Source organism: Agaribacter marinus (assembly GCF_030160655.1).
Taxonomy (GTDB): domain Bacteria; phylum Pseudomonadota; class Gammaproteobacteria; order Enterobacterales; family Alteromonadaceae; genus Glaciecola; species Glaciecola marina.
The window spans coordinates 40,537-63,415 of the sequence record NZ_BSOT01000002.1 but is presented as its reverse complement, the minus strand read 5'-3'; the positions used below and the strand labels follow the sequence as shown (position 1 = coordinate 63,415).

Below are 22,879 nucleotides of genomic sequence, written 5' to 3'. Positions count from 1 at the left end.
TTTGCTTACAATTCCTCACAATTATCGAACATTTGTGCTATTGGTATTTGAGGCCTGTGCGATTAACATGAACCTTTGTATCAAGTGGCAATCTAATCGATAGTGCACTATACACCCTATTTACTATGCACTCTGTGTATTGTGTAAGACAATAGTAAGATAAGGGCTAACGTGGGGTGATGATTAGTTGATGAATGTGACTTTAGATAAAAAAACGATACCTGTTTACAGCGTTTTAGTTTTGTTCTTGTGTCTTTGTTGCACTTTAAATATGCCGTCAGTTTATGCGCAGCAAGCGCCTGTGGACAATACTTTAAACTCTGCAGCTTACGAATGTACACAGGTAAAAATTGACGAAGTGGATCCGACCTTGTTAACCCGCGCTGAACGCGTAAAACGCATGGAAATGAATTTGCATGAGTCTATTGATGGTTATGCTACTTGCATGACGTCTGTTCAAAAGAGCATGGCAGCAGGTGGTCAAGTGCAAGGTGGTGGGGAAGGCAATGGTACGACAGATGCAGATGCGAGTAGCGAAACTGACGCTAGTCAATCGTCTGAAGTAACGGCGAACAACTCGAGTACTCAAGACTCGGAAATTACGTCGACCAAGGCACAAACGATTAAACAGCCGCGAGGTTTGATAAAACCTAAAGACAATGATGCCATTATTTGTCGTTTACTTTGGGATGAGATCCAAAAGGCAAGCGCAGACAAGCGAACTGGCTTTGAAAAACAATATGCAGAGTACAAGTGTGGCTGAATAAAGCGAACGCTTAGAAGAAAAAGGATACTTGCGAATGAAAAAACCGTATTACCACACACTTTTCCTATTGATATTTTGCCTTGCAATGAGTGCGTGTGAAAGTACAAGCCGCAATCCAGGTGAACCGTTGCTTGTTGGGCCGACGAACCCTGAGGCAAATGAACGAACAAAATCGAGATATAACAAACTCCAAAATGCTGAAGTCTTTCTTGATGTTGCGATTCCAACGTTTTCACCAGGCTTTCCTATGGTCAAAAACACTGATGAAATTGATTATGAAGAAATGGATGATGATGGCATTTGGCCTCAGTTAAGGCGCACGGAAGCTAAGCTTTTCGCGATGGAAACAAAAAATTCACTAGAAAAAACGAAAGCGTTTAGTTCAGTAAGAGTGGTACCAAATGCCAATACTACGGCTGATATTTTTGTGCTGGGAAAAATTTTAGCGTCTGATAGTGAGCAGGTAGGCATGAAGCTGACGGTTGTAGATAGTACGGGCGAAATTTTGGGTAGCAAAGATTTTGAACATGAAGTGTCTGAAAACTTTTTTCGTGACCAACGAAACAAAGATAAAAATCCTTATCAACCAATGTTTGATCAGGGACGGGACTTTGTTCTCCAACTGTTGAGTAAATTAGATAAAGAAGAAAAGCAGAAAATAAAGAATACGGCACTAGTGCGTTATGCTAGATATTATAGCCCTGAGGCCTATAGTTCATACCTCTCGACAGATATAAAGAAGAAGTTTGGCCAGCGATTCTATAAGTTTGAACTCAACGGCATGCCTGCGCAAGATGATGTGATGCTGGAAAGAATTGAAGATTTGCGGGCTCAGGAGTTACTTTTTATAGATAGACTGCAAGACCAATATGATACCTTTTATGCGGAAACACGTGACGCTTACAGTGATTGGCAACGCGAAACACTGCCTGAAATTATTGCACGTAGAGAAGCGACTAGAGATCGCAATGTTAAGGCAGGTTTAGGAGTCGGCTTGGCCATTCTTGCAGGAATTTTGGCGTCAGAGTCATCAAGTGATAGCAATAGCGGTAAAACCGCCTCGTCAGGTGCGAAAGGCGCTGGCGCAGTTATCGCAGGTATAGGGTCTATGGTAGCGGTACAAAACGCATTTGAAAGTAACTCCGAAATGAAAGTGCAAAGTGCGATAATCCAGGAAAAGGGGCAGGCGATTGATATTGCAGTGAGCACGACTGAAATGAAATTTGAAGATCAAGTGGTAGAACTACAAGGCACTGCGTCTGAACAATACTTGCAATGGAAGCAGCATCTACGCAAAATCTATGAACTTGAAGCGACGCCAGATTTACAGTTGTAATTAAGATGGAACATCAGACATCTACGGATGACAAAATTGCTGAACGCCAGCAGGTGGCTCAAGCAAGAATAAAAAAGATAGTGTGGATATCATCTGGCCTCATTTTGTCAATGTTACTGGCGTTTGCCGCATGGCAGATGTTTACGCGAGATTCGTCATTCTCTCAAGTGCCTGCAGAACAAGCAGTTGAAACAGTTTATGCTGACACGTCAGATACAGAAGATAAACGTGCAGAGTTCATGCAAAAGATGGCAGATATTGAAGCCAATTTATTGCCAAAGCTAACGCAGGCGGATTTTCGTCATTGGGCAAGTGACAAACTACTCTCCCTTGAATCTAAGAAAAATAGCGCGTTAGCGCACTTTGCAAAATCACAATTTTTGCTAGCGGTAAACCAAGCAGAAGAATTTGATCGTGAGGCGAAGGGTTTACTAGATGCTTGGCATGAAGCTTTTGATGATGCTCTACAACAAGCATGGTTATATTTTAATGAGGGGAAAATAAATCAAGCTCGCCTAGCATACGGCCGTGCAAACAGTATTAAGCCGGACGCTCAAGAAAGTGAGTTGCTGAGCAGCAAACTCGCTAGTTTTGATAGGGTAATGAGATTGCAACAAGATTTACACGTTGCTGAAGTAGAGAATAATTATGCGAAGCAAGCAGAGATATTGAAAGATATGTTGGCTTTAGATGCTTCGTTGCTTGCGGCGGAAAACAAGCTAATTAATGTCCAAGATAAGTTAGATAAACAAGGTTTGTCGACGTTGTTGAGCCAGGCAGATACAGCATTACAAAATCAACAATTATCAAAGGCGCAAGCCTTACTCGAACAAGCGAAGAGTATTGATGCGAAGGCAGCGGGTATTCAAAGTATCACGGCAAAACTTCAGGCCTATAGACAGCAAAAAGATCTGGAAAAACGGACCGCGGAAATTAATGCATTGATACAAAATCAAGAATGGGAAAAAGTAACGCAAGCGGCAAAACGCTACAGGATAAATCACCCAAATGCGCAGACATTTATTGATGCGTTAGCGCAAGGTGAAAACATACTCAGCCAACAGAAAAGGATAAGCGCAATAACTAATCAACCAGCGCGGCTTGAAGATGCAAATATTCGTGCAATTGCTATATCAAGATTAAAAGAAGCATTGCCATTTTCTATATATTCTGACGCCTTAGCTGCTGATCTAGGGACCTTGTCGTCGTTATTAGATAAGTATACTGCTGAGGTAGAGGTAGATGTGCTGTCCGATGGCGAAAGTTATATTTTGGTGCTTGGCGTTGGGCATGTGGGTAAAGTACAACAAAAAACAATAAAGCTTACACCTGGTAACTATACATTTGAGGCGCGCCGCGACGGATACAAAACACAACGTATAAGTGTAGAAATTAAAAACAATACAAATAATGTTGTAGAAGTACTAAGCAATGAAAAAATTTAGTACGCAATACAAAGATACAAAAAATAGACGTTGTGTATAAACGACGTTTTGGAGAGCGAACAAAAAATGGAACTAGATAGCCGAATTAAACAAGCACAGCGTAAAGGCGCTTTTAGTTACATTGTTGTTGGCGTTTCTACTACGGCGCTATTGTTGAGCTTCTTTGTTTGGTTGTTTTTTGTTAAAGGGTTTACCCTAATCGTATTGCCAGAGGAAGTGGCAAATGACTACAACACGCAATCTGTATCAGGAAACACATGGCGCCGTGACAATAGCCTATATGTCTTTGGTTCAAATGCAACATTGCGTATCTCTGCGCCAACGTTTGAACCTGTAACACTTGTTATCACTGATGAATCACCGCCTAATATCGAAATAACGTTACCGCCAAGTCCTGCACAAATTGTTGCCGATATGAGTGCCGGCGTGCTTAAAAATAAAACCAGTCACCTTGAGAATGAAGCCAGTTGGTACATAGACAACCAATTGGTTCATGTGGGTAATACTATTGAGCACCAACTTCCCCATGGTGATTATACGCTGCGTGTAGAGCATCCGTTTTACTTGCCTTGGGAACAAAATTTATCTCTATCGCGTGCTGAAAATTTAGTCATAGCACCCGAACTAGTGCCAGTCTCGGGTGAGTTAACCGTATCTAGTAGCGTTAAAAGTGCAATCATCTCAATTGACCAGCAAAAAGTGCCAAATGCCACTAAAGCGCAGCCGTTTAAGCAGCGGGTGAAGGGAGGCCAGTATACCTTGCAGGTTAGTGCAGATGGTTATCAGCTTATCAACGATGTCATCGACGTAACATGGCAAAGGCCTTTGCAATCACGTCACTATTTGTTAGTGCCATTGCAAGGTAGTGTTACTGTAAATGCTACGCCCAATGGTGGCACTTTACTCATCGATCAATTGGAAAAAACGCAAGGAATACACCCTGTTGACGCCAATGAATCAATAAACATTGTCTATTCAAAACCGGGGTTTTATGACTATGCTGACACGATAAGTGTGGCGCCGGGTGAAAACAGAAACGTTGATATTAATTTAAAACCCGCCAACGGTCTTTTAGCAATAAAGACCAAGCCTATTGCTCAAGTGTTTATTGACAATAAATCGGTTGGACTAAGCCCTATTTCGCTACCACTGTCAGCTATTACACATAGTATTCGTATAGAAAAGCCTGGATATAGAACGATTACGCAATCTGTGAATATAAAACCTGAGCAACTTAACAACCTTGATATTACATTACCGACAGAATTTGATGCCCGAAGAACCGAAGGTAAGCCGCTATTTATTCAGCAACTGGGTATCAATATGCAGATGTTTATAGGCGATCAATTTACGATGGGTTCTGCGCCTAATCAACCTGGCAGGCGACGGAATGAGCACCCAATAAAGGTAAATTTAGCTCGGCCATTTTGGGTTTCACGACATGAAATAAGCGAGAAGCAATTTGCGGTGTTTTCAAAGCAAACGCAAAATTCAAACAAACCTATGACTAACGTGACGTGGATAGACGCCGCCAAATATGCCAATTGGTTGAGCGAAAAGGAAGGCTTACCGTCGTTTTATCAGTTTCGTGGGAATCAATTGATGACGGTGAATAAGGATGCAAGAGGGTATCGCTTGCCGACAGAAGCAGAATGGGAATGGTTAGCTAAAAAGGCTAGTCGCGCTGCTGAAACAACGTATGTATGGGGTAACGCAGATCGCATACCGACTAAAGCTGGTAATTTTGCAGACAAAAGGATGCAAGGTACGCAACCCATCTATTTGGCTGATTACGAAGATCAACACAAAGGTCTCGCTGATGTGGGGAGTTACAAAGCTGACCGTCTGGGTTTATTTGATATGGCGGGTAATGTAAGTGAGTGGGTGCACGACAAATATACTAATACGCTGCCAGACTTGGCTGTTAGTCATACCGATTATCTCGGTTCAAATACTGGTGATTTGCATGTGACCAAAGGCGGCAATTATAAGACCGGCAGATTACGTGACCTAAGAGCAGCTTACCGAGAACCCGCTGGCAATGGTAGTCCAACGATTGGTTTTAGGATTGCTCGGTACGAATAGTATAAATTAGCGTTAAGGAACGATATGCAAATAACTCAAGGTGTTAAACGTAAGGCTTTTGTAGCATTGGTATGCTTGGGCATATTTTTTGGCATTTCTGCGGTTGCAATAGCCGTACAAATTAGCCTTGATTCACCCGCTACTTTACCCAGTGATATTTAAGCGAGCAAACATAATGAAAAATGACGCGAATATGAACCCCTCGCCAATAGTATCTTTGATTGTATTTATTGGCATTATCGCAATCGTACACCTGTTTTATCAGGGCGTTGTGCGACCCGGAGCTGCAGCCGCAATTTTGGCAGAGGGAAGTGGCGCTACGACAAATTTATGGGTCATATTTAAAGATTTTGAACAACAAGCTTGCGTGAGTATTGGGTTATTCTGTGCATTCTTGATTATCTATAAATATCAGCGCATTGTATTTAGAGAAGAGCCTTTATTCACAATGGACTATTTGTCTGACTATGATAAATCTGAACGACTTAATGTAGGTGCTGCTTTAGGGTCTCTTGAATCAAGTACTTATTCTGAAAATTCGTCTATGCAAACGTGGATAAATTGCTTACAACGGTTTAAGAATACTCAAAATGTGCAGCATGCTGCTGACGCCATCAGCGATAGTGTAGATACGCTTGCCGCCCAGCTCGAATCAGGTAATAGCATGATTCGTTATTTTATTTGGGCAATACCTAGTATTGGTTTTATTGGCACAGTGAGAGGCATAGGTTCGGCGTTGGCGAAAGCAGAAGAAGCTGTGGCAGGCGATATTTCCGGTATGGTAGATAAACTCGGTGTTGCCTTTAATTCAACCCTTGTGTCGCTAATGATTTCAATTTTGTTGATGTACATACTGTACGTGTTAAACAATCGGCAAGACGAAATGGTGATTAATACGCGCAAGAATTGTGAAAAACATTTGCTAACGCACCTTCACCAGTAACTGTGTTTATTTTATTCGTAATGCGTAAAAACTCACTGTGAAGCTCACTCATCATGTTTAAGCGTCGTAAAGAAGAAGGATTCAACCTCGCCTTTCTAGATGTGATGGCGTGTGGTTTGGGCGCGGTTATTCTTATTCTAATATTGGTTAAATTTAACAGCAATACCAATGTGCCAGTAGAAGAATTAGAACGACTTCAACAAGAACTAGCAGCCTTGCAAGATGAATCGTCTGAACTTGCTCAAAGCCTATCTGAAGAGGAGCAAGAGACCGCTGCAAAGTCTGCGACACTTGAGGCGATCAAACAACGGATAGAGCAACTCAAAATTCAGCAACAGGAAACGTCTTCTGCATTAAAAGACCAGATCGCAGTCGTCGCTGATTTAGATAATGCAATAGCTGCGATTGCTCCACAAACAGCGGATGATCTATTAAAAACACCGCAGACCAAAGAAGAAAGTTACTTACTTGGTTTAAAGGTAGAAGGTAAGCGGATTGGTATCTTATTAGACACCAGCGCGTCGATGACTGAAGAAGCCTTGATAGACATTATTCGTCGTAAGGTGGGTACCGATAGCGAAAAGCGACAAGGAAAGAAGTGGCAGCGTACGTTGAGAATTGCTCGTTGGGTGTTGGCTAGATTGCCAGAAAGTTCGCATTTTTCAGTCGTGACGTTTAACAATGAAGCCAGTAGCTTAGGCAAGCAAGCCGCAAATAAAGCAAATGATACTGATGATTTACAGGCAGTGCTGGGCGATATTAATCGTTTAACGCCGACAAAAGGCACAAATTTAGAGAATGCGCTAAAAACGATTGCTCGCGATTTTCCGCATATGACAGATTTGTATATTGTCACCGACGGTCTACCAACCTTAGTAGGGTCTACTAGTGGATTTCCTCAAACACGCAAATGTAAACCAATAGAGGGTTTACAAACGACCATTACGGGCGACTGTAGAATGGAAACCTTTGCGCATACCTTACGCACTAACCCGCTAGCGGGTGTACGAACGAACATCATTTTACTGCCATTAGAAGGCGACCCGATTGCCCCTGGCGCATATTGGAGTTGGGCTGAACGTACAAAAGGGACTTTTATTGCGCCAGCGAGGACGTGGCCATGAGAAAGCAAAGAGCGCCAATCGAAGTCTTTAGCTTGTCGTTTTTGGATGTGATTTCATGTGCATTTGGTGCAGTGGTAATGTTAATTTTATTGGCCCAAAACGGGGACGATGGCGAGTTTAATGATACGAGCCAAATATCGTCTATTCTCAAGGCCTTAACGAAAGCAGAAGCAAGTGTCTCTAGCTTACAAAGTGCGATAGACAGTCAGCAAATACTACAACAACAATCTGCGTCGGAAAGTGCCAGCAATGCGACAGAAGCCGAAGCACTTGAAAGCAGTATTGCCAGAGCACAACGAGATTTACAGCAACTTACGGATAAGGCAAGTGGTTTAGAAAATGTCAAATTGATGCGAGAGCGTGCAGCAATATCCGTTGGTAAGGCGGATGAGCGTGACGAAGAAGTGGGTGGCATTCCCGTTGACAGTGACTATGTGATATTTATCATAGATACCTCTGGCAGTATGAAAAGTATTTGGCAAAAAGTCATGAGAAAACTCGATGAAGTATTAGAGATTCATCCGCAAGTAAAAGGGTTTCAAATTATGTCTGACAATGGCCAGTATTTATTAAAAACAACGGCAGGACGTTGGCGTTCAGACACACCCGCGAGTCGCTCGTCGGTGCTAAAAGCCATGCGGTCTTGGCGTGGTTCGTCAAACTCGTCACCTGTTGAAGGGATTCAAGCTGCGTTGCGAACGTATGGGAAAACCACGGATTCACTCGCCTTATATGTATTTGGTGACGACTATAGTGGTGGTTCTTATGATGCGACCCTTGCACAAATTAATAAACTAAATACTCACCCTAAAACCAAGGCGAAATATGCCAGAATTCATGCCATAGGCTTCAAGCAAAATGGTTTAGGTTTAACGCAAGAGCTAGTAAAGTTTTCAACGCTTATGCGTGAAGTGGCGGCTCAAAATAATGGGACGTTTATTGCGCAGAACTGACGTTTAGTCGATTTTTCTCGCGCGCCTGAAAGGCGGGTGCCTTAAAACAACATATGATTTACAATAAAGACTGCCCTTTGCAGACATTAGCAGTAATTTTGTAGGCGTCATTGAAGCAAATAAAATCAGCACTATATCCCACTTTAACTTTACCAAGTGTATCCGACATTCCTAAAAAAGCGGCTGGCGATGAACTTGCCATATTTAGGCTAGTGCTTAAGGGAAGGTCAAGTCCATGATGAGTGTTAACGACTGCTTGCATCATATCAAGTGCAGAGCCCGCTAGCGTCCCATTAGGCGTCGTTAATTTGCCTTGTTCAAGTAGAATGGTTTCACCGTTAAATACAAGTTCAGATTCAGGTGCGTCGGCAAAGTTCATCGCATCAGTCACCAGCATCATTTGCCCAGGAGTCTTAAGTTTTATGGCCATTTTAGCGTTAAGGTCATGCACATGCATATGGTCGACGATAATGCCGGCAAATGTCTCTTGGGTATTTAGCGCGCAACCAATTACGCCGGGTTCACGTGCGTTGCTCATTGACATTGCATTGTATAGGTGAGTAAAGCCTGTAGCACCAGCGTCAACGGCTGTCTTCGTTTGCATGAAAGTAGCGTTAGAGTGGCCAATAGAGACGATAACACCGGCGTTGCATAAGGCTTGTATTTGCTCTGGTGGCACGGTTTCAGGAGCAAGGGTAACAACTACTTTACCTATGTCTTGGCGGCAAAATAAATCAAACTCTTGATTGGATAGGCCCCTAATTTGATCTTCTGGATGAATACCGCGCTTTGGTGCGCTCAGGTGAGGGCCTTCAAAGTGAATTCCCAAGAAACCTAGCTGTTTTACAGCTATGGCTTCAGACATCGCATCTGCGGCGGATGCCATTACATGGTAGCTATCGGTAATGACGGTCGGTAGCATGCATGTGGTACCAAACTTAGCATGCGCGTTCCGCATGCAGATTAAGGTCTCAATACTTGGTTGATGGTTTAATAACACACCACCCCCGCCATTTACCTGAGTATCGATGAGTCCTGGTGCAACGCGCCCATCAAGAATGATATCGGCTTGTTGTTGGGAGCCATCCGTAATTTCTTGGATACGACCCATCGCGACAGATATAAGTTTGTTGCGTAGCCATGTATCACCATCAAATAAGTGCGAGGCGAAGTAGGTGGTTTGCTTCATTTGACATTCCTTATAAATTCGTACAACAAAGGCCAATATCAACTGGCGCTATTCGATCTTGATTCATTAATGGTTGATTTGCAACGAATGTTTACTTATGTGGGTATTTGGGCATATATTGGATAGGGAAAGGCGTGCTGATCTAATCAAAACATTATTGCTGGAGTATTTGCTATGAAACGATGTGCGTTTTTATCTACAAATAATCTCGAAGACTTTTATGTGTATGACGACATGGTGAAACCATTTCTAACGCGTTTGGGATGGGATGTTCAAGATGTGTCATGGCATGACAAAGCGGTTAACTATGACGAATTTGATTTGATCATAGTGAGAAGCACTTGGGACTATCAAGCGCATGCAGAAAATTTTTTAGCATGCTTAGAACGTATTAATGCGTCGAGCGCACGTTTAGAAAACTCGCTCGATCTAATGCGTTGGAATCTTTCAAAGTGCTATTTACGATCGCTGCATAGTAAGGGTGTGCCGATTTTGCCCTCTGTTTGGCATGATCAGTTTAATCTTGAAGCGTTCAAGGCTTGTTACACAAGCTTACAAACTGATGAATTGGTAATTAAACCGCTTGTAAGCGCAAATGCAGATTACACGTATCGAGTGCATTTTGAACAACTAGAAGACATGCATGAAGAACTTGAAAATGCGTTTTCTTATCGAGCGTTTATGGTCCAAGCGTACGAGCATTCGATTGAGCAGGTGGGTGAATATTCCCTTTTTTATTTTGATCATCAGTTTAGTCATGCGATTCAAAAAAAGCCGAAAGTCGGCGATTTTAGAGTGCAAGAAGAACATGGTGGCGAATTATTTAGCACTGCGGCGACTAAAGCGATGAGACAGTTGGCAAGGCTGGTATTGGATGCGCTTCCAGAGCGTGCATTGTATGCAAGAATCGATATGCTTGATACCGATAGAGGTTTAGAAATCATAGAAGTAGAACTGATAGAACCGTCACTATATTTCAATATGGACAATGCGTCAGCTGAACGTTTCGCAAAGGTCATTAACAATAAATATAGTAAGCAATGAAAATTATCTAAGTAACCATGGTGTTGGCAGTTATACAAGCAATTAACACCTTGTCCATTATGGCAATGGTAGCATCACAAAGGAGATGAAATGGCAGAACTAACAAATTGTAGCCAGTTGAGAGTAGCGTTGGCGCAAATGGCAGCAGTGTGGCTGAATAGGCAACAAACCACAGAAAAAGTGGCGCAGTATATTTGCGATGCGGCGGACCAAAACGCTAATTTAGTTGTGTTTGGCGAATGCCTTTTGCCAGGTTACCCCTTTTGGTTGGATTTTACCGGCGGTGCGGAGTTTAATGCTAGCAAACATAAAGAAATTCATGCGCATTACCTTACCCAAGCGGTTAACATTGACGAAGGGCATTTAGACTCAATTTGCGCACTTGCAAAAGAACGCAGTATCGCGGTAATTTTGGGGATTGCAGAGCGGCCAAGTGATCGTGGCGGCCATTCAATTTATTGTTCCCTCGTGTACATTGATTCAGATGGTATTATTCAAAATGTGCATCGAAAGTTAATGCCTACCTACGAAGAAAGACTTACTTGGTCGCCAGGTGACGGACATGGTTTACGTACCTTTCCAATGAAGAATTTTACCTTAGGTGGTTTAAATTGTTGGGAAAATTGGATGCCCTTGGCACGTGCAGCGTTGTATGCACAGGGCGAAGATTTACACGTAGCGATTTGGCCGGGCGGGGAACACAATACGCACGATCTTACGCGCGTACTAGCAAAGGAGGGTAGAAGTTACGTTATTTCAGTCAGTGGCCTCATGCGGAAAACGGACTTCCCCGCGGATACGCCCTATATTGATGAGATTTTAGCGGCTTCAAAAGAATTAATTGCAAATGGCGGTTCATGCATATCAGCGCCAGATGGCACTTGGGTGATTGAACCACAAGTGGGTGAAGAAGGTTTATATGTTGCAGATATTGATCACAAAAATGTACTACGCGAACGCCAAAACTTTGATCCAGTCGGACATTACTCTAGACCAGATGTTACCCAACTCACGGTGAATAGAGCGCGCCAAACGACGGCGATTTTTAAAGATTAGTACTGGCAGAATTGGTTGGTGCATAGTTGCACGGATGCAACGTCGTTTTTCTACGCTTGTTGCTCATAAATCACTGTCGATGATCGTGTTAGATAAATTACCTTGTTGTATGATGACATATAACTTATGGTAGTCTCTAGATATGTAAAAGAAGTCTAGGGCTAAAAATGTCTCGAATAAACAAATGTAGTATGCAGTTTATCACTGCGTTACTTGCTGCCATGTTTTCATCGTTGGTAAGCGCAAATACAAATGATACGAAAGGCGTTCACGAACGTTGCGGCGAGACTGCGTGTTATGAAGAAAGCTGGTCTTCGATGGCTAAGCATCAAGAAGATGCACAGTGGTTAAAAGATGCAAAATTTGGTATTTACTTTCATTGGGGTGTCTATTCGGTGCCAGCATTTAAAAATGAATGGTACCCACGTAACATGTATATTCCTGGTACACCAGAGTTTGAACATCATCGCCAAACATATGGAAATGAGGTTCACTATGCGGATTTTATTCCACAATTCACGGGTGAACACTTTGACGCAGAACAATGGGCCAGGCTATTTAAGCAAGCCGGTGCTAAATTCGCTGGGCCAGTAACTGAGCATCATGATGGTTTTTCAATGTGGGACAGTAGCGTAAACCCTTGGAACGTCAATGATATGGGCCCAAAAGTGGATATATTGGGTGAGTTAGCCACTGCACTGCGTGCACAAAACTTGAAATTAATTACGACTTTTCACCACAATAAGCAGCTAAATCGTTATCAAACGCCAGATGCGCTAGCGCAGGAATTATCGCGCAGTGTGGAAAAAGAGAGTCGACGCTTTTGGCATTCTCACTACCCGCCTTATCCGGGGACGCCACAGGCCGCATTCTCCGACGATCAGCTAAATATTTTGTTCGGAAATATCGACGAAGATGAATGGCTCGAAAAGTTTTGGTTTGGGAAACTCAAAGAAGTCATCAACAAGTATCAACCAGATATATTGTGGTTTGATGCATGGTTGGACTCAATTCCAGAAAATTACAGATTGAAAGCGAGTGCTTACTACCTGAATGAGGCATTGAAAAATAACCAGGATGTTGTGCTAATCAGAAAACAAGATGATTTACCTGATGAGGTATCTATTGAGGATTTAGAACGATCGCGCAAACAGAATGTTGAAGAACGCCTATGGATGACCGACGCTGCCATAAGTCCTACATCATGGAGTCATGTAGAAAACATGACGATCAAAAAAGGTAAAGACTTATTGCATATCTTAATTGATATAGTCAGTAAAAATGGCGTACTTTTACTCAATATTTCGCCACAAGCAAATGGCCTCATAGATGAGAAACAACAAGATGCATTGCTAGAAATGGGGACGTGGCTATCACTTTACGGTGAAGCAATCTACGGAACCAGCGCATGGAAAACCTTTGGTGAAGGTCCTACCAAGCAACCAAAAGGGCATTACGACAATAGTAAAAAATTTCAAACCCTTGTTTATTCTGAAAAAGATTATCGATTCACACAAAAAGACAACGTAGTTTACGTTATTCAGTTAGGCAAGACTGATAGCCAGAAAATTCGCTTAAAGAGCTTTACAGAAGATAGCAAGGTTAAGAGCGTAATTGCATTGTCAGATGTCAATAATGTTCTGTGGGCACAAAACAAAGATGGTTTGGAAATCGTTCCACCTAAACGGCAAAATGATTTGGCAAATGTGTATAAGGTTACGCTGGTTAAATAGCGTAGTATTCCTAATGAAATGCTAGTAGATACTCATCAACGATGAGTATCTCTGTTTTGTCTTCTACTTCAGCTTTTCTAGGTTAAACACGTGTCCAAGCTTAGAGGTCTTTGTCATTAAGTAGTGCTTGTTGTCATCCGTCACGCCGTGGTCGATTGCTTTGCGTTCTACGACATTTATACCCATAGCTTCCAACGCATTTAATTTTTTAGGATTGTTTGTCATCAATTGGACTTTTTGTACATTTAGCGTATCTAACATCAACTTACAAATACTATAGTCTCTAAGGTCAGCGTCAAAGCCTAGATGCTCATTTGCCTCAACAGTATCTAGTCCCGTGTCCTGAAGATTGTATGCCTTAATTTTATTGAGTAAGCCAATACCTCTGCCTTCTTGGCGTAAATATAAGATGACACCATGCCCTTCCTCAACAATATTCGCTAGGGCTTTTTCTAATTGAAACCCGCAGTCACAACGCGTACTAAACAAGGCATCACCTGTTAAGCATTCGCTATGTATTCTGATGGGAACAACGTCGCCCGTTTGCCATTCACCGTATGAGAGCGCTACATGCTCCTGTTGTGATGCTGTTTCTACAAATCCGTGAATAGTAAATTCACCGAATCTAGTGGGGAGTTTTGCGCAACTGACAAATTCATACGCAACGTGATTGTTACTCATTTACTTCTGATATTTACTGAGGGATTGCTAAGTATTGGGGGTGAACGCTAACATTGCAACTATTTTTTGACTGGTCTACCACTGGTCATCGTCGACCATGTCACATGTTACTTTGATTCTCTATACTTGAGTATGACTCGAATTCTGATAACGGCATGGGCGTCGCGATACAAAACCCCTGTGCATAATCTAGTCCCAACTTACCTATTTGCACCATGACTTCTTTAGATTCTACAAATTCTGCAACGGTCTTAATTTTCATCGCCTCAGCGACGTCTCGAATGGAGGTTACCATCGCCAAATCAATTTTATCACTCAAAATATCCCGGATAAAATTACCGTCGATTTTAAGAAAATCTACCGGTAAATTCTTCAGGTAACTGTAACTCGAAAAGCCACTACCAAAATCATCTAATGCAAACATACACCCAAGTTTTCTGAATTCCTTGATGAATTCTATCGCATCTTTCATCTTGATGATGGCCATGGTTTCAGTGATTTCAAAGCATATTTTATGGTAAGGAATTTGATATTTTTCAAAGGCATTGAGCAAGAAAAATTTAAAGTCATCGTCTGATAAGGAGAATCCAGATAAATTGATGTTAGCTTTTGCCAATGACGCCATATTATCTGAATGCGTATTCAGCCACTTAAAATAATTTTCGATGACGTTTTTGTCTATATTGTGACTAATATGCGCTTTTTCGGCGCTAGGCATGAAAAAGTCCGGTGCGACCAAATCGTTGTCTTGCGTTCTTAAGCGCACAAGTACTTCATAGTAGTCACGGTCATCTTGTTCCGCTAATGGTCGATAGTGCTGGTAAAATAGTTCGAAACCATCGTCTTTCAACGCGCTTCGTACTTCATTGATCCAATATAATTCGCGTTTGTATGACGAGTGCATACCTAACTCTGCACTGTATATATGAATCTTATCTCTACCACCTTCTTTTGCAATCAGGCAAGCAGTATCAGCAAAGCTCAATAGCTCTTCGGCACTAGGAATCACGGATTCGTATACTGCAATCCCTATGCTGACGCTTTGGTTAAATAAATGGCGATCCCAGCGAAATCCGAAATTACGTACCTTGTCCAGCAATTGTTGCGCAAACTGCCTTAGTTGATTGCCGTTCTCATGTTCAATCAGTATACCAAACTGGTCAGCGCTAAGACGTGCGAACGGAAATTTGTCTGAGACGACATCAAAGAGTTCTAGTGATAACTCTTTGATATAGATATCTCCGGCACTATGTCCACATGTGTCGTTAATGACTTTAAATTGGTCTACATCTAAAAATACGAGTGCGAAAGGTTTTCCGGTCTCATCAAATTTTTCAATTTTCTCGGTCATTATTTGAAGAAAATGACGTCGATTATATAAACCAGTCAGCTGATCGTGTGTATTTAGATATTGGAGATTAATTTGATGCAATCGACGTTCGGTAATATCAAATAATGAACCGAAATGCAGGGTTTGCTCTTTCACCTTTTTAATCTGGCAGGATATTGAAAACCAAAACTCGCTTCCGTCCCTGCGTTTTCCTTTAACTTCTTTGCCTAACACGGTTTGTTGAATACTGAGTTCACCCAGTAAAAGGTCAACATCTTTTGTTGTTGCAAATAGGCTTGCTAAGTTTGGATTAAATTTAATGAATTCATCGTTATTTTTGTAACCGAACAAGCTACAAATAGCAGGGTTTACATGAATAAGATCGCCATTGGGGAAGGCGGTAAAAAGTCCTTCAGCGGCATGCTGAAACAAGTCATTGTATTGTTCTAAGTGCGTTATTTGTTGAATCTGAATAGCACTTTTTTGCGCTTGAATAGATTGTTCACGACTTATAATAGCTACGCCAATTAGCATGACACCGAGACAACTAAACGCAAAAGGGTACGGCGCAGAAAATGACAAGTGACTTGCATTATTAGCAAAGGTATAAAACTCCAAAGCGCCGACAATACCGAGAGCTAACCACCCTAAGAAATAAATTGTTGCGCTACGAAAGTCTATGGCTTTTCGGTAAAACAAAGTGGCTAATATTTTACTCGCAAAGAACAATGCTGCAAAAGATATCAATAATATCAATTGGTAAAAATCATCTAGCAAAATGATGCCAACAATAGGGATAACGAGCAGCACATAATGCGCGCGTATCCATATTTCTGAGACCGGAGCAAATACGATTCGAGTGATTTTTATGGCTGCAAAGAGTGTACTTATTAAACTAATGGCCGTGAGCTCGGCAGCAAAATTGGGCAACATGAATAACATTGGTAGTATGCCCTCAGCACACAACATGGTTGTCATTGCTGAGGCCGAAAATACGCAAAACCAGAAACGAGAGGGCGCGTTTCTTAGTATGTATGTCAGCAAAAAGTAAGTTGCCAGCAATGATAGACCGCCACTCATTGCGCCAATCAGTATTAGCCGCATACTAGATTGTTTGGCATAGCTTTCAGATTGCCACAGTTCAATGGGGATCAAACTCAGTCCGTCATCCTGAATTTGCATGTAAATGGTAAACGTTGATTCTGCGCGAGACGTAAAACTCATTTTAAAACCATTGCGGCTTAAATTTGCAGTATTTGATAGGTCACTTTGCAAACGTGATGATTGTATAATACGACCCTGCTCATCCAATAGATACGCTTCTGCACGATCAATAAAGGTGTTGCCTGCAATCAGCGTCAACATTTTACTTGCGGTCGACTCGTTAACAACCGAAAAACGCAGCCATAAGCTAACACCTTCCGGAATATTCACAATATCACTGTGTTGCCGCCAGTCCTGCATGCTAAGGACGTCAGAAAGCAATAAGCTTTGCTCTGTGAGCAAAAACTCTGTGCGTTCCGTCAAATTGATCGAGGAATCGAAATCCACATTGACAGGTTTAGATGTCGTCTGTGAAAAACTAAACGTAGACCAACAAATTGTCGCGAGTAAAAACGTAAAAAGCAAATGTCGCAAATGATTGCTCATTTCATGTTTTTCTTTTCATTTAGCCAGAAATCGTTGATGAAGTGAACACTTATCTCGACTTTTGTCTGAATTTTCATTGATGTACCAACAGTCTAGATTCAATGTGGTCGAATAGTTTGAAGAATTTTTTTTCATCATGTTTGGCCAATTCAAACCAAATATCGTCAATTGTGTAGTTAACTTTCAAGAAAATCATTTCTTCACCTGTTTCCATATTGATTTTTGCTGCAGCGACAAATAGGTCTGCGGATACTTCTTCATCAACATAACTTAACTTCAATAAATGGAGTAACTCTTTGCTCCACTGGCTCACTTGGTCCATATCTGGTGGTGTTCGCGACGTTAACACAATAGCATTCTTTACGATGTCGCATTTGGTTTTTGTTAACTGCTGCATGAGAGTGACATTCCTTTTTCATTAGCGCTTGGTGCTTGCATGAATATTTCAAGTGTTTCTTGTCGCTGAAAAGGTGTTGAGATGGCAGAAAATAAGTTTTCACAATATGAAAAATCGCCGTTTTCTGCCCTTAAAATCGCTTCTTGCATATGATGATTACGCAACACGTAGCGAGGATTTACTGAGCGCATGTTTTGTTGTACTTGGGTTATGTCATTTTCTAGTGCTGTGAGCACCTTTTTATAAGTGACCGCCCAATTCGAAAACGCTTCCTTTTGTTCAAAATGAGAGGAGAGCGCTTGCGTATTGCCATTGATAATGTCCATGAGGTGTTCAGTAATATGCAGAAAACTAAGGTGATAGTCGGTAAACTCATCACGGACTAACTGCATGAATTGATTGATACATTTAGACATTTCTTCGGTTTTAGTCGCACTAAATCCAAAGCGCTGTTGAATAAGTTTTTGGTACTGAGATAGAAACGCAGGTTCAAAGGTCGACAATGCTTGCTTTAGCTCGTCCATTGAGAGCTTGTTGCTAAACGCGTGCGCTAAGGCATTTAAGTTCCATAACGCAATGCTTGGTTGTTGGTCAAACGCATAACGTCCGCTGTGATCAGATTTATTGCAAATGTAGTTGGGAATGAAGTCGTCTAAAAAAGCGTAAGGGCCATAGTCAAAGGTGATACCATGGATAGACATATTGTCGGTGTTCATCACCCCGTGATTGAAGCCATAAGCCTGCCAATAGGCTATCATTTTGCCGGTGTTTTGACATACTTCAGTGAGCATTGCTAGGTAAGGGTTGCTAGCTTTTTGGCACGCCTGAAAATAGAAATCAAAACAATAGCTAAATAGTTGATCGAGCTTCTCAAATTGTTTGCTATGGAAAAAATATTCGAAATGGCCAAATCGGATATGACTTGGGCAAGTACGAATAAGCATTGCGCCCGATTCTACCACTTCTCTGCGGACGGGCTCTTCACTTGCAATCAAGCATAAGGCGCGTGATGTCGGGATGTTTAGTTGATGTAAGGCTTCACTTGCCAAGTATTCGCGAATCGTTGATCTCAATACTGCTCGTCCATCTGCGTGACGACTATAAGGTGTTTGCCCCGCGCCTTTTAAATGCAGATCGACAAGGTTCCCCGTCGGTGTTTTAATTTCGCCTAATAATAAGCCCCTGCCATCGCCTAATTGAGGGTTCCATTGCCCAAATTGATGGCCTCCATATTTTTGGGCAACACTATTTAGTGATGGCGTATAGTCTTCATTAAATAGTTGCTTGAATAGTGCTTCATCGTCTAAGTGACTGAGGGGAATGCCGAGTTCGCTTGCTAGTTTTTCATTTTTTAGGGCAACACGAGGAGATTTAACGGGGAATGGTTTTACGGGACTACAAAGTGTTGGTAAACGTTCTGCAAAATGATGAAATAGCTGCATTTAAATCCTAGGGTCTGTTAGTCTGAGAGAAGAAGCATGAGGGTAGTATACGCTTATGCTGTGTGATTTCGATTAAAGCATATTAATTTTAAAGGAATGTTAAAAAGAGTGGCATATGATTCTGACAGGCAATAAGCGTATACATATCACAAGATGTGAGTTACACCGCCGATACATTTTGCCAGTGGTTTCAATACTGCTGCTGCAAGCGTGTTTGGAAGAGCCTTTAACTGCAAACGACGACGTAGGAGAAGATAAGCTTGCAAAATGCGGTGCGTGCCATGGTCTTAACGGCATTTCGAATATTCCAATTATACCAAACCTTGCCGGGCAAAAAGCAGAATATACTGTGCTTCAACTTAAAGCATTTCGTTCGGGGGAGCGAGTCAATGCTGCGATGACGCCTCACGCTAAATCGTTAAGCGATCAAGACATTGCAGATCTAGCTGCACATTACGCAAACCTAGATCCAAGTGGTAAAAGTAGCTCCTCACCTTAATCTAAAACCCTTGGATAGATGTAAGCACTACATTATGTATTTTTAAGTAACTCGAAAAGGTATCAGTATGTTTACTGTGCATCACTTGACGCAATCTCGCTCTCAACGCATCGTCTGGCTGTTAGAGCTCACCAATGTCGAATATCAAATTGTGCCTTACGCGCGAGATCGTGAGACGAATCTGGCGCCTAATGAATTAAAAAAAATTCATCCATTAGGTGCGGCACCGGTTTTAGTGCATAACGACACCGTACTCGCTGAATCAGGCGCAATATGTGAATATATTTTGCAACAAACGAGCACGACACAGGATACGTCCACGCAAAAGAGCGGGCTACTGCCGCCAAGAGAACAACAAGCGTATATTGATGTTCAATTCTGGTCGCATTTTGCGGAAGGAAGCTTTGCGCCGCCCTTAGTTGCATCCCTCGTATTATCAAAAGTGAAAGTCAAAGCGCCGTGGCTAATACGACCAATTGCGATCAAATTGGCTGATGCCATAATGGGCGCTTACTACGGTAAAGTGATTGCACGTAACTTGGCGTTTATTGAAAACCATTTGCAAAGTAACACGTGGTTTGTCGGTGATTCAATTACCTTGGCCGATGTGCAAATGAGTTTTGGCATGGAACGCGTATATAACGCAGGTATGATTTCGGCGTTTCCAACTATGTGCGCTTATGTTGAGCGTTTGCTTGCCGAACCTTCATTTCAACAAGCAAAGCGTAAAATAGAAGATGCAGAAGCAAGTTTGGAATAATTTTCTTGGTGTAGAGGCGCACAAACTACGCCTTGGCAGCTAAGTAATCACCTATCAGGTTAATAAATGCACTGCCATAGCGTTCGAGTTTAGTTTCGCCTACGCCATTTACACGCATAAAGTCGTCATTTGAGGTCGGTAGTTTTGTTGTCATATCGGCTAGACTTGCATCACTAAAAATAACAAATGCGGGTAGGTTATTTTCATCAGCAATTTGTTTGCGCAATTGTTTGAGTTTGGCGAAAAGTTGCTTATCAATATTTGACGGTACATATTTATTTTTCTTGGCTGAATTAACGGATAAGCGGGGAAGTGCCATTTCTATAGGTTTTTCTCCTTTGAGTACTGCCCGCGCACTTTCATTTAGTCGTAAAACGCCGTTCCGGGTCATGTCGATATATGCTAAGCCCTGATGTATTAGCTGCTGAATAATATTATGCCAATAGTTATCTGATTCAGATTTTCCAATCGCGTAGGTGCTCAATTCATCATGTTTGTTATCGAGGATTTTGCGAATACTTTTACCGCGTAATACATCAATAACATATTGTGTTGCTGTATCTGCTTGTAGACGGTAAATACAAGAAAGCACCATTTGCGCCTGACGGGTAGCATCAAACATTTTAGGGGGGTCTTGGCAAATATCACAATTGCCACAAGCCTTCCCGAGGTAATCAGAAAAGTAATTGAGCAATACCTGCCGACGACATGTTTGTGATTCCGCAAATGCCTGCATAGCGTCAAATTTGTGCATTTCTATTTCAAAACGGTCTGAGGTGGCACCATCAGCTATCCATTTTTTGATTCTTGCGGCATCTCGTTCATCGTATAAAAGTAAGGCTTCTGCGGGCATACCGTCGCGGCCTGCTCGACCTGTTTCTTGATAAAATGATTCGACACTGCGAGGCACATCGTGATGCACGACAAAGCGAACATTGGATTTATTTATGCCCATACCAAACGCGACTGTTGCCACAACGACTTGCAATTGGTCACGTAAGAAACGATTTTGCACAGCTTCTCGTTCTTCTGTTGATTTGCCCGCATGATAACCGTCGCAGGGAACACCCGCTTGTTGCAGTTTTAGTGTTAAATCATCAACTTTGGCGCGGCTGCCACAATAAACGATGCCGCCATTGCCGCCCTGTTGCTCAACAAAACTGACTACCTGATCAAAACCTTTGTATTTACTCAATAGGTTGTATCGTATATTTGGGCGGTCAAACCCACCTTTAAATACAAATGGTGCTTGCATATTCAACTGATGAATAATATCAGCTTGGGTAGCTGTGTCGGCAGTTGCAGTAAGCGCAATCATGGGTGCACTGGGGAAGGTCTTTTTTAATTGGCCTAAGGCGCGATAGTCTTGGCGAAAATCATGCCCCCAATGACTGACACAATGCGCTTCGTCTATCGCGATTAACTTGATTGGAAATTCGCTAATGTGTTGTAAAAAATATCCCCGAAGTAATTTTTCGGGGGCAACATATAGCAAGCGGATTTCGTGATTACCTAGGCGCTTATAAATAGCTTGCTCTTCGTCTTGCGTTAACGAAGAGTTTAAATATGCTGCACTCACGCCTTGTTCGCTTAATTGTTGTACTTGATCTTGCATCAAGGAGATAAGCGGGGAAACCACTAAGGTCAATCCTTCCATTACAATTGCAGGCACTTGATAGCATAACGATTTGCCACCACCGGTTGGCATTAAAACTAATGTGTCTTGACCGTCAAGGACAGCGGAGATTGCCTCCCATTGGCCGTCTCTAAAGCTATCATAACCGAAGCTTTGTTTTAGCACCTGGAGACTTGTTTTTTGAAGGCTATTTACATCGACGGACAAACTAAAATTGCTCTTAAATGGTAGGAATGTATTTATGTTTTTCCAGATTGTATCATGCAAAGTGCAAGTCAGAATACCTGTCCTTGGGGTCTGCCAGACTTTATTTTCGCAATTAAATCGATTATCCGTATTTATTCTGAATTACGTGTCCAAATCCAGCATGCTACAGCGATTAAAATCAGGCTAATACATAGCGAAACCCATATATTTGACTGCGTGTACCATATCATCACACAACTCGCACTCATGAAGATTGTAGATGCCCACTTTGCTTTTACTGGTACTATTCGGTTTTTTCGCCAATTAATGATATGAGGGCCGAAGGTTTGGTGGTTCAACAGCCAATACTCTAGCGCTGGCCATCCCTTACTGCCGCTCCAAGCAGCAACGAGAATAAAAGGGACCGTTGGCAATCCAGGTATTATGATACCTATGATTCCGAGGCAAAGTGCTAGGCATGCTAAGATTCTCCAAAGAATCGTTGTAACAAATTTTCTCAAGCTACGCTAAACCCTTAGTGAAATTTTGGAATGTGTAACGCTATCAAAACGCCCGCGTGTTTGCAGAATATCTCAAAAAACATAATCATCATAGGTAGAATAG

Annotated in this window: 20 protein-coding genes; 13 read left to right on the top strand and 7 right to left on the bottom strand. The window is 42.0% G+C overall.

Going from position 1 to position 22,879, the window contains the following annotated elements; genetic code table 11:
* The first annotated feature begins 271 nt into the window (after window positions 1-271).
* The 8 genes from QQK00_RS00750 (at window position 272) to QQK00_RS00715 (ending at window position 8,652) form a co-directional block, all read left to right on the top strand.
* The gene (locus tag QQK00_RS00750) at window positions 272-763 is read left to right on the top strand and encodes a hypothetical protein (protein WP_284215570.1); all 492 of its coding nucleotides are present in this window, start codon (window positions 272-274) and stop codon (window positions 761-763) included.
* Between the two features lie 37 nt (window positions 764-800).
* Window positions 801-2,102, top strand: a complete 1,302-nt coding sequence (locus QQK00_RS00745) for a hypothetical protein (protein WP_284215569.1) — start codon at window positions 801-803, stop codon at window positions 2,100-2,102.
* Window positions 2,103-2,107: 5 nt separating this feature from the next.
* On the top strand, window positions 2,108-3,547 hold the full coding sequence (locus tag QQK00_RS00740; protein ID WP_284215568.1) for a hypothetical protein: 1,440 nt from the start codon (window positions 2,108-2,110) through the stop codon (window positions 3,545-3,547).
* Between the two features lie 66 nt (window positions 3,548-3,613).
* Entirely contained in the window at window positions 3,614-5,632 is a 2,019-nt protein-coding gene (locus tag QQK00_RS00735) for an SUMF1/EgtB/PvdO family nonheme iron enzyme (RefSeq protein ID WP_284215566.1), read from the top strand.
* Window positions 5,633-5,656: 24 nt separating this feature from the next.
* Window positions 5,657-5,794, top strand: coding sequence for a hypothetical protein (locus QQK00_RS00730; RefSeq protein ID WP_284215565.1), 138 nt, complete (start codon window positions 5,657-5,659; stop codon window positions 5,792-5,794).
* Window positions 5,795-5,807: 13 nt separating this feature from the next.
* Window positions 5,808-6,575: a MotA/TolQ/ExbB proton channel family protein gene (locus tag QQK00_RS00725; RefSeq protein WP_284215564.1), complete on the top strand. Its 768-nt coding sequence runs from the start codon at window positions 5,808-5,810 to the stop codon at window positions 6,573-6,575.
* 53 nt (window positions 6,576-6,628) lie between these two features.
* Window positions 6,629-7,699 carry a VWA domain-containing protein gene (locus tag QQK00_RS00720; RefSeq protein ID WP_284215563.1) on the top strand — a complete coding sequence of 357 codons (1,071 nt, stop codon included), beginning with the start codon at window positions 6,629-6,631 and terminating at the stop codon, window positions 7,697-7,699.
* Window positions 7,696-8,652, top strand: coding sequence for a vWA domain-containing protein (locus QQK00_RS00715; protein ID WP_284215562.1), 957 nt, complete (start codon window positions 7,696-7,698; stop codon window positions 8,650-8,652). The genes QQK00_RS00720 and QQK00_RS00715 overlap by 4 nt, the downstream gene beginning before the upstream one ends.
* Before the next feature lie 58 nt (window positions 8,653-8,710).
* On the opposite strand, the gene nagA is transcribed toward QQK00_RS00715, so the two are convergent.
* The gene (nagA, locus tag QQK00_RS00710; protein WP_284215561.1) at window positions 8,711-9,841 is read right to left on the bottom strand and encodes an N-acetylglucosamine-6-phosphate deacetylase; all 1,131 of its coding nucleotides are present in this window, start codon (window positions 9,839-9,841) and stop codon (window positions 8,711-8,713) included.
* A gap of 174 nt (window positions 9,842-10,015) precedes the next feature.
* On the opposite strand from nagA, the gene QQK00_RS00705 reads away from it, so the two are divergent.
* From QQK00_RS00705 to QQK00_RS00695, 3 genes are all read left to right on the top strand, one after another.
* Window positions 10,016-10,885, top strand: a complete 870-nt coding sequence (locus QQK00_RS00705; protein ID WP_284215560.1) for an ATP-grasp domain-containing protein — start codon at window positions 10,016-10,018, stop codon at window positions 10,883-10,885.
* Window positions 10,886-10,975: 90 nt separating this feature from the next.
* Window positions 10,976-11,941 (top strand): carbon-nitrogen hydrolase family protein, encoded by a 966-nt coding sequence (locus tag QQK00_RS00700; protein ID WP_284215559.1) that lies wholly within the window; start codon window positions 10,976-10,978, stop codon window positions 11,939-11,941.
* A 167-nt stretch (window positions 11,942-12,108) separates the two neighbouring features.
* A complete protein-coding gene (locus QQK00_RS00695) occupies window positions 12,109-13,674 on the top strand; it encodes an alpha-L-fucosidase (protein WP_284215558.1) in 1,566 nt (521 codons plus the stop codon).
* Window positions 13,675-13,737: 63 nt separating this feature from the next.
* Here QQK00_RS00695 and ribA read toward each other — a convergent pair whose 3' ends face one another.
* From ribA to QQK00_RS00675, 4 genes are all read right to left on the bottom strand, one after another.
* Complete coding sequence (gene ribA / locus QQK00_RS00690; RefSeq protein ID WP_284215557.1) at window positions 13,738-14,355, bottom strand: GTP cyclohydrolase II; 618 nt, start codon at window positions 14,353-14,355, stop codon at window positions 13,738-13,740.
* A gap of 100 nt (window positions 14,356-14,455) precedes the next feature.
* Window positions 14,456-17,335 (bottom strand): EAL domain-containing protein, encoded by a 2,880-nt coding sequence (locus tag QQK00_RS00685; RefSeq protein ID WP_284215556.1) that lies wholly within the window; start codon window positions 17,333-17,335, stop codon window positions 14,456-14,458.
* A 73-nt stretch (window positions 17,336-17,408) separates the two neighbouring features.
* Window positions 17,409-17,732, bottom strand: a complete 324-nt coding sequence (locus QQK00_RS00680; RefSeq protein ID WP_284215555.1) for a hypothetical protein — start codon at window positions 17,730-17,732, stop codon at window positions 17,409-17,411.
* Window positions 17,720-19,174 (bottom strand): protein adenylyltransferase SelO, encoded by a 1,455-nt coding sequence (locus tag QQK00_RS00675; RefSeq protein WP_284215554.1) that lies wholly within the window; start codon window positions 19,172-19,174, stop codon window positions 17,720-17,722. The genes QQK00_RS00680 and QQK00_RS00675 overlap by 13 nt, the downstream gene beginning before the upstream one ends.
* Before the next feature lie 115 nt (window positions 19,175-19,289).
* On the opposite strand from QQK00_RS00675, the gene QQK00_RS00670 reads away from it, so the two are divergent.
* Together QQK00_RS00670 and QQK00_RS00665 are read left to right on the top strand one after the other, a co-directional pair.
* Window positions 19,290-19,673 (top strand): c-type cytochrome, encoded by a 384-nt coding sequence (locus QQK00_RS00670; RefSeq protein ID WP_284215553.1) that lies wholly within the window; start codon window positions 19,290-19,292, stop codon window positions 19,671-19,673.
* Window positions 19,674-19,740: 67 nt separating this feature from the next.
* A complete protein-coding gene (locus tag QQK00_RS00665; RefSeq protein ID WP_284215552.1) occupies window positions 19,741-20,433 on the top strand; it encodes a glutathione S-transferase family protein in 693 nt (230 codons plus the stop codon).
* A 25-nt stretch (window positions 20,434-20,458) separates the two neighbouring features.
* Here QQK00_RS00665 and recQ read toward each other — a convergent pair whose 3' ends face one another.
* Window positions 20,459-22,234, bottom strand: a complete 1,776-nt coding sequence (recQ, locus tag QQK00_RS00660; RefSeq protein ID WP_431307714.1) for a DNA helicase RecQ — start codon at window positions 22,232-22,234, stop codon at window positions 20,459-20,461.
* A gap of 173 nt (window positions 22,235-22,407) precedes the next feature.
* Window positions 22,408-22,776, bottom strand: a complete 369-nt coding sequence (locus QQK00_RS20460; RefSeq protein ID WP_431307713.1) for a YbaN family protein — start codon at window positions 22,774-22,776, stop codon at window positions 22,408-22,410.
* Between the last annotated feature and the right edge of the window lie 103 nt (window positions 22,777-22,879).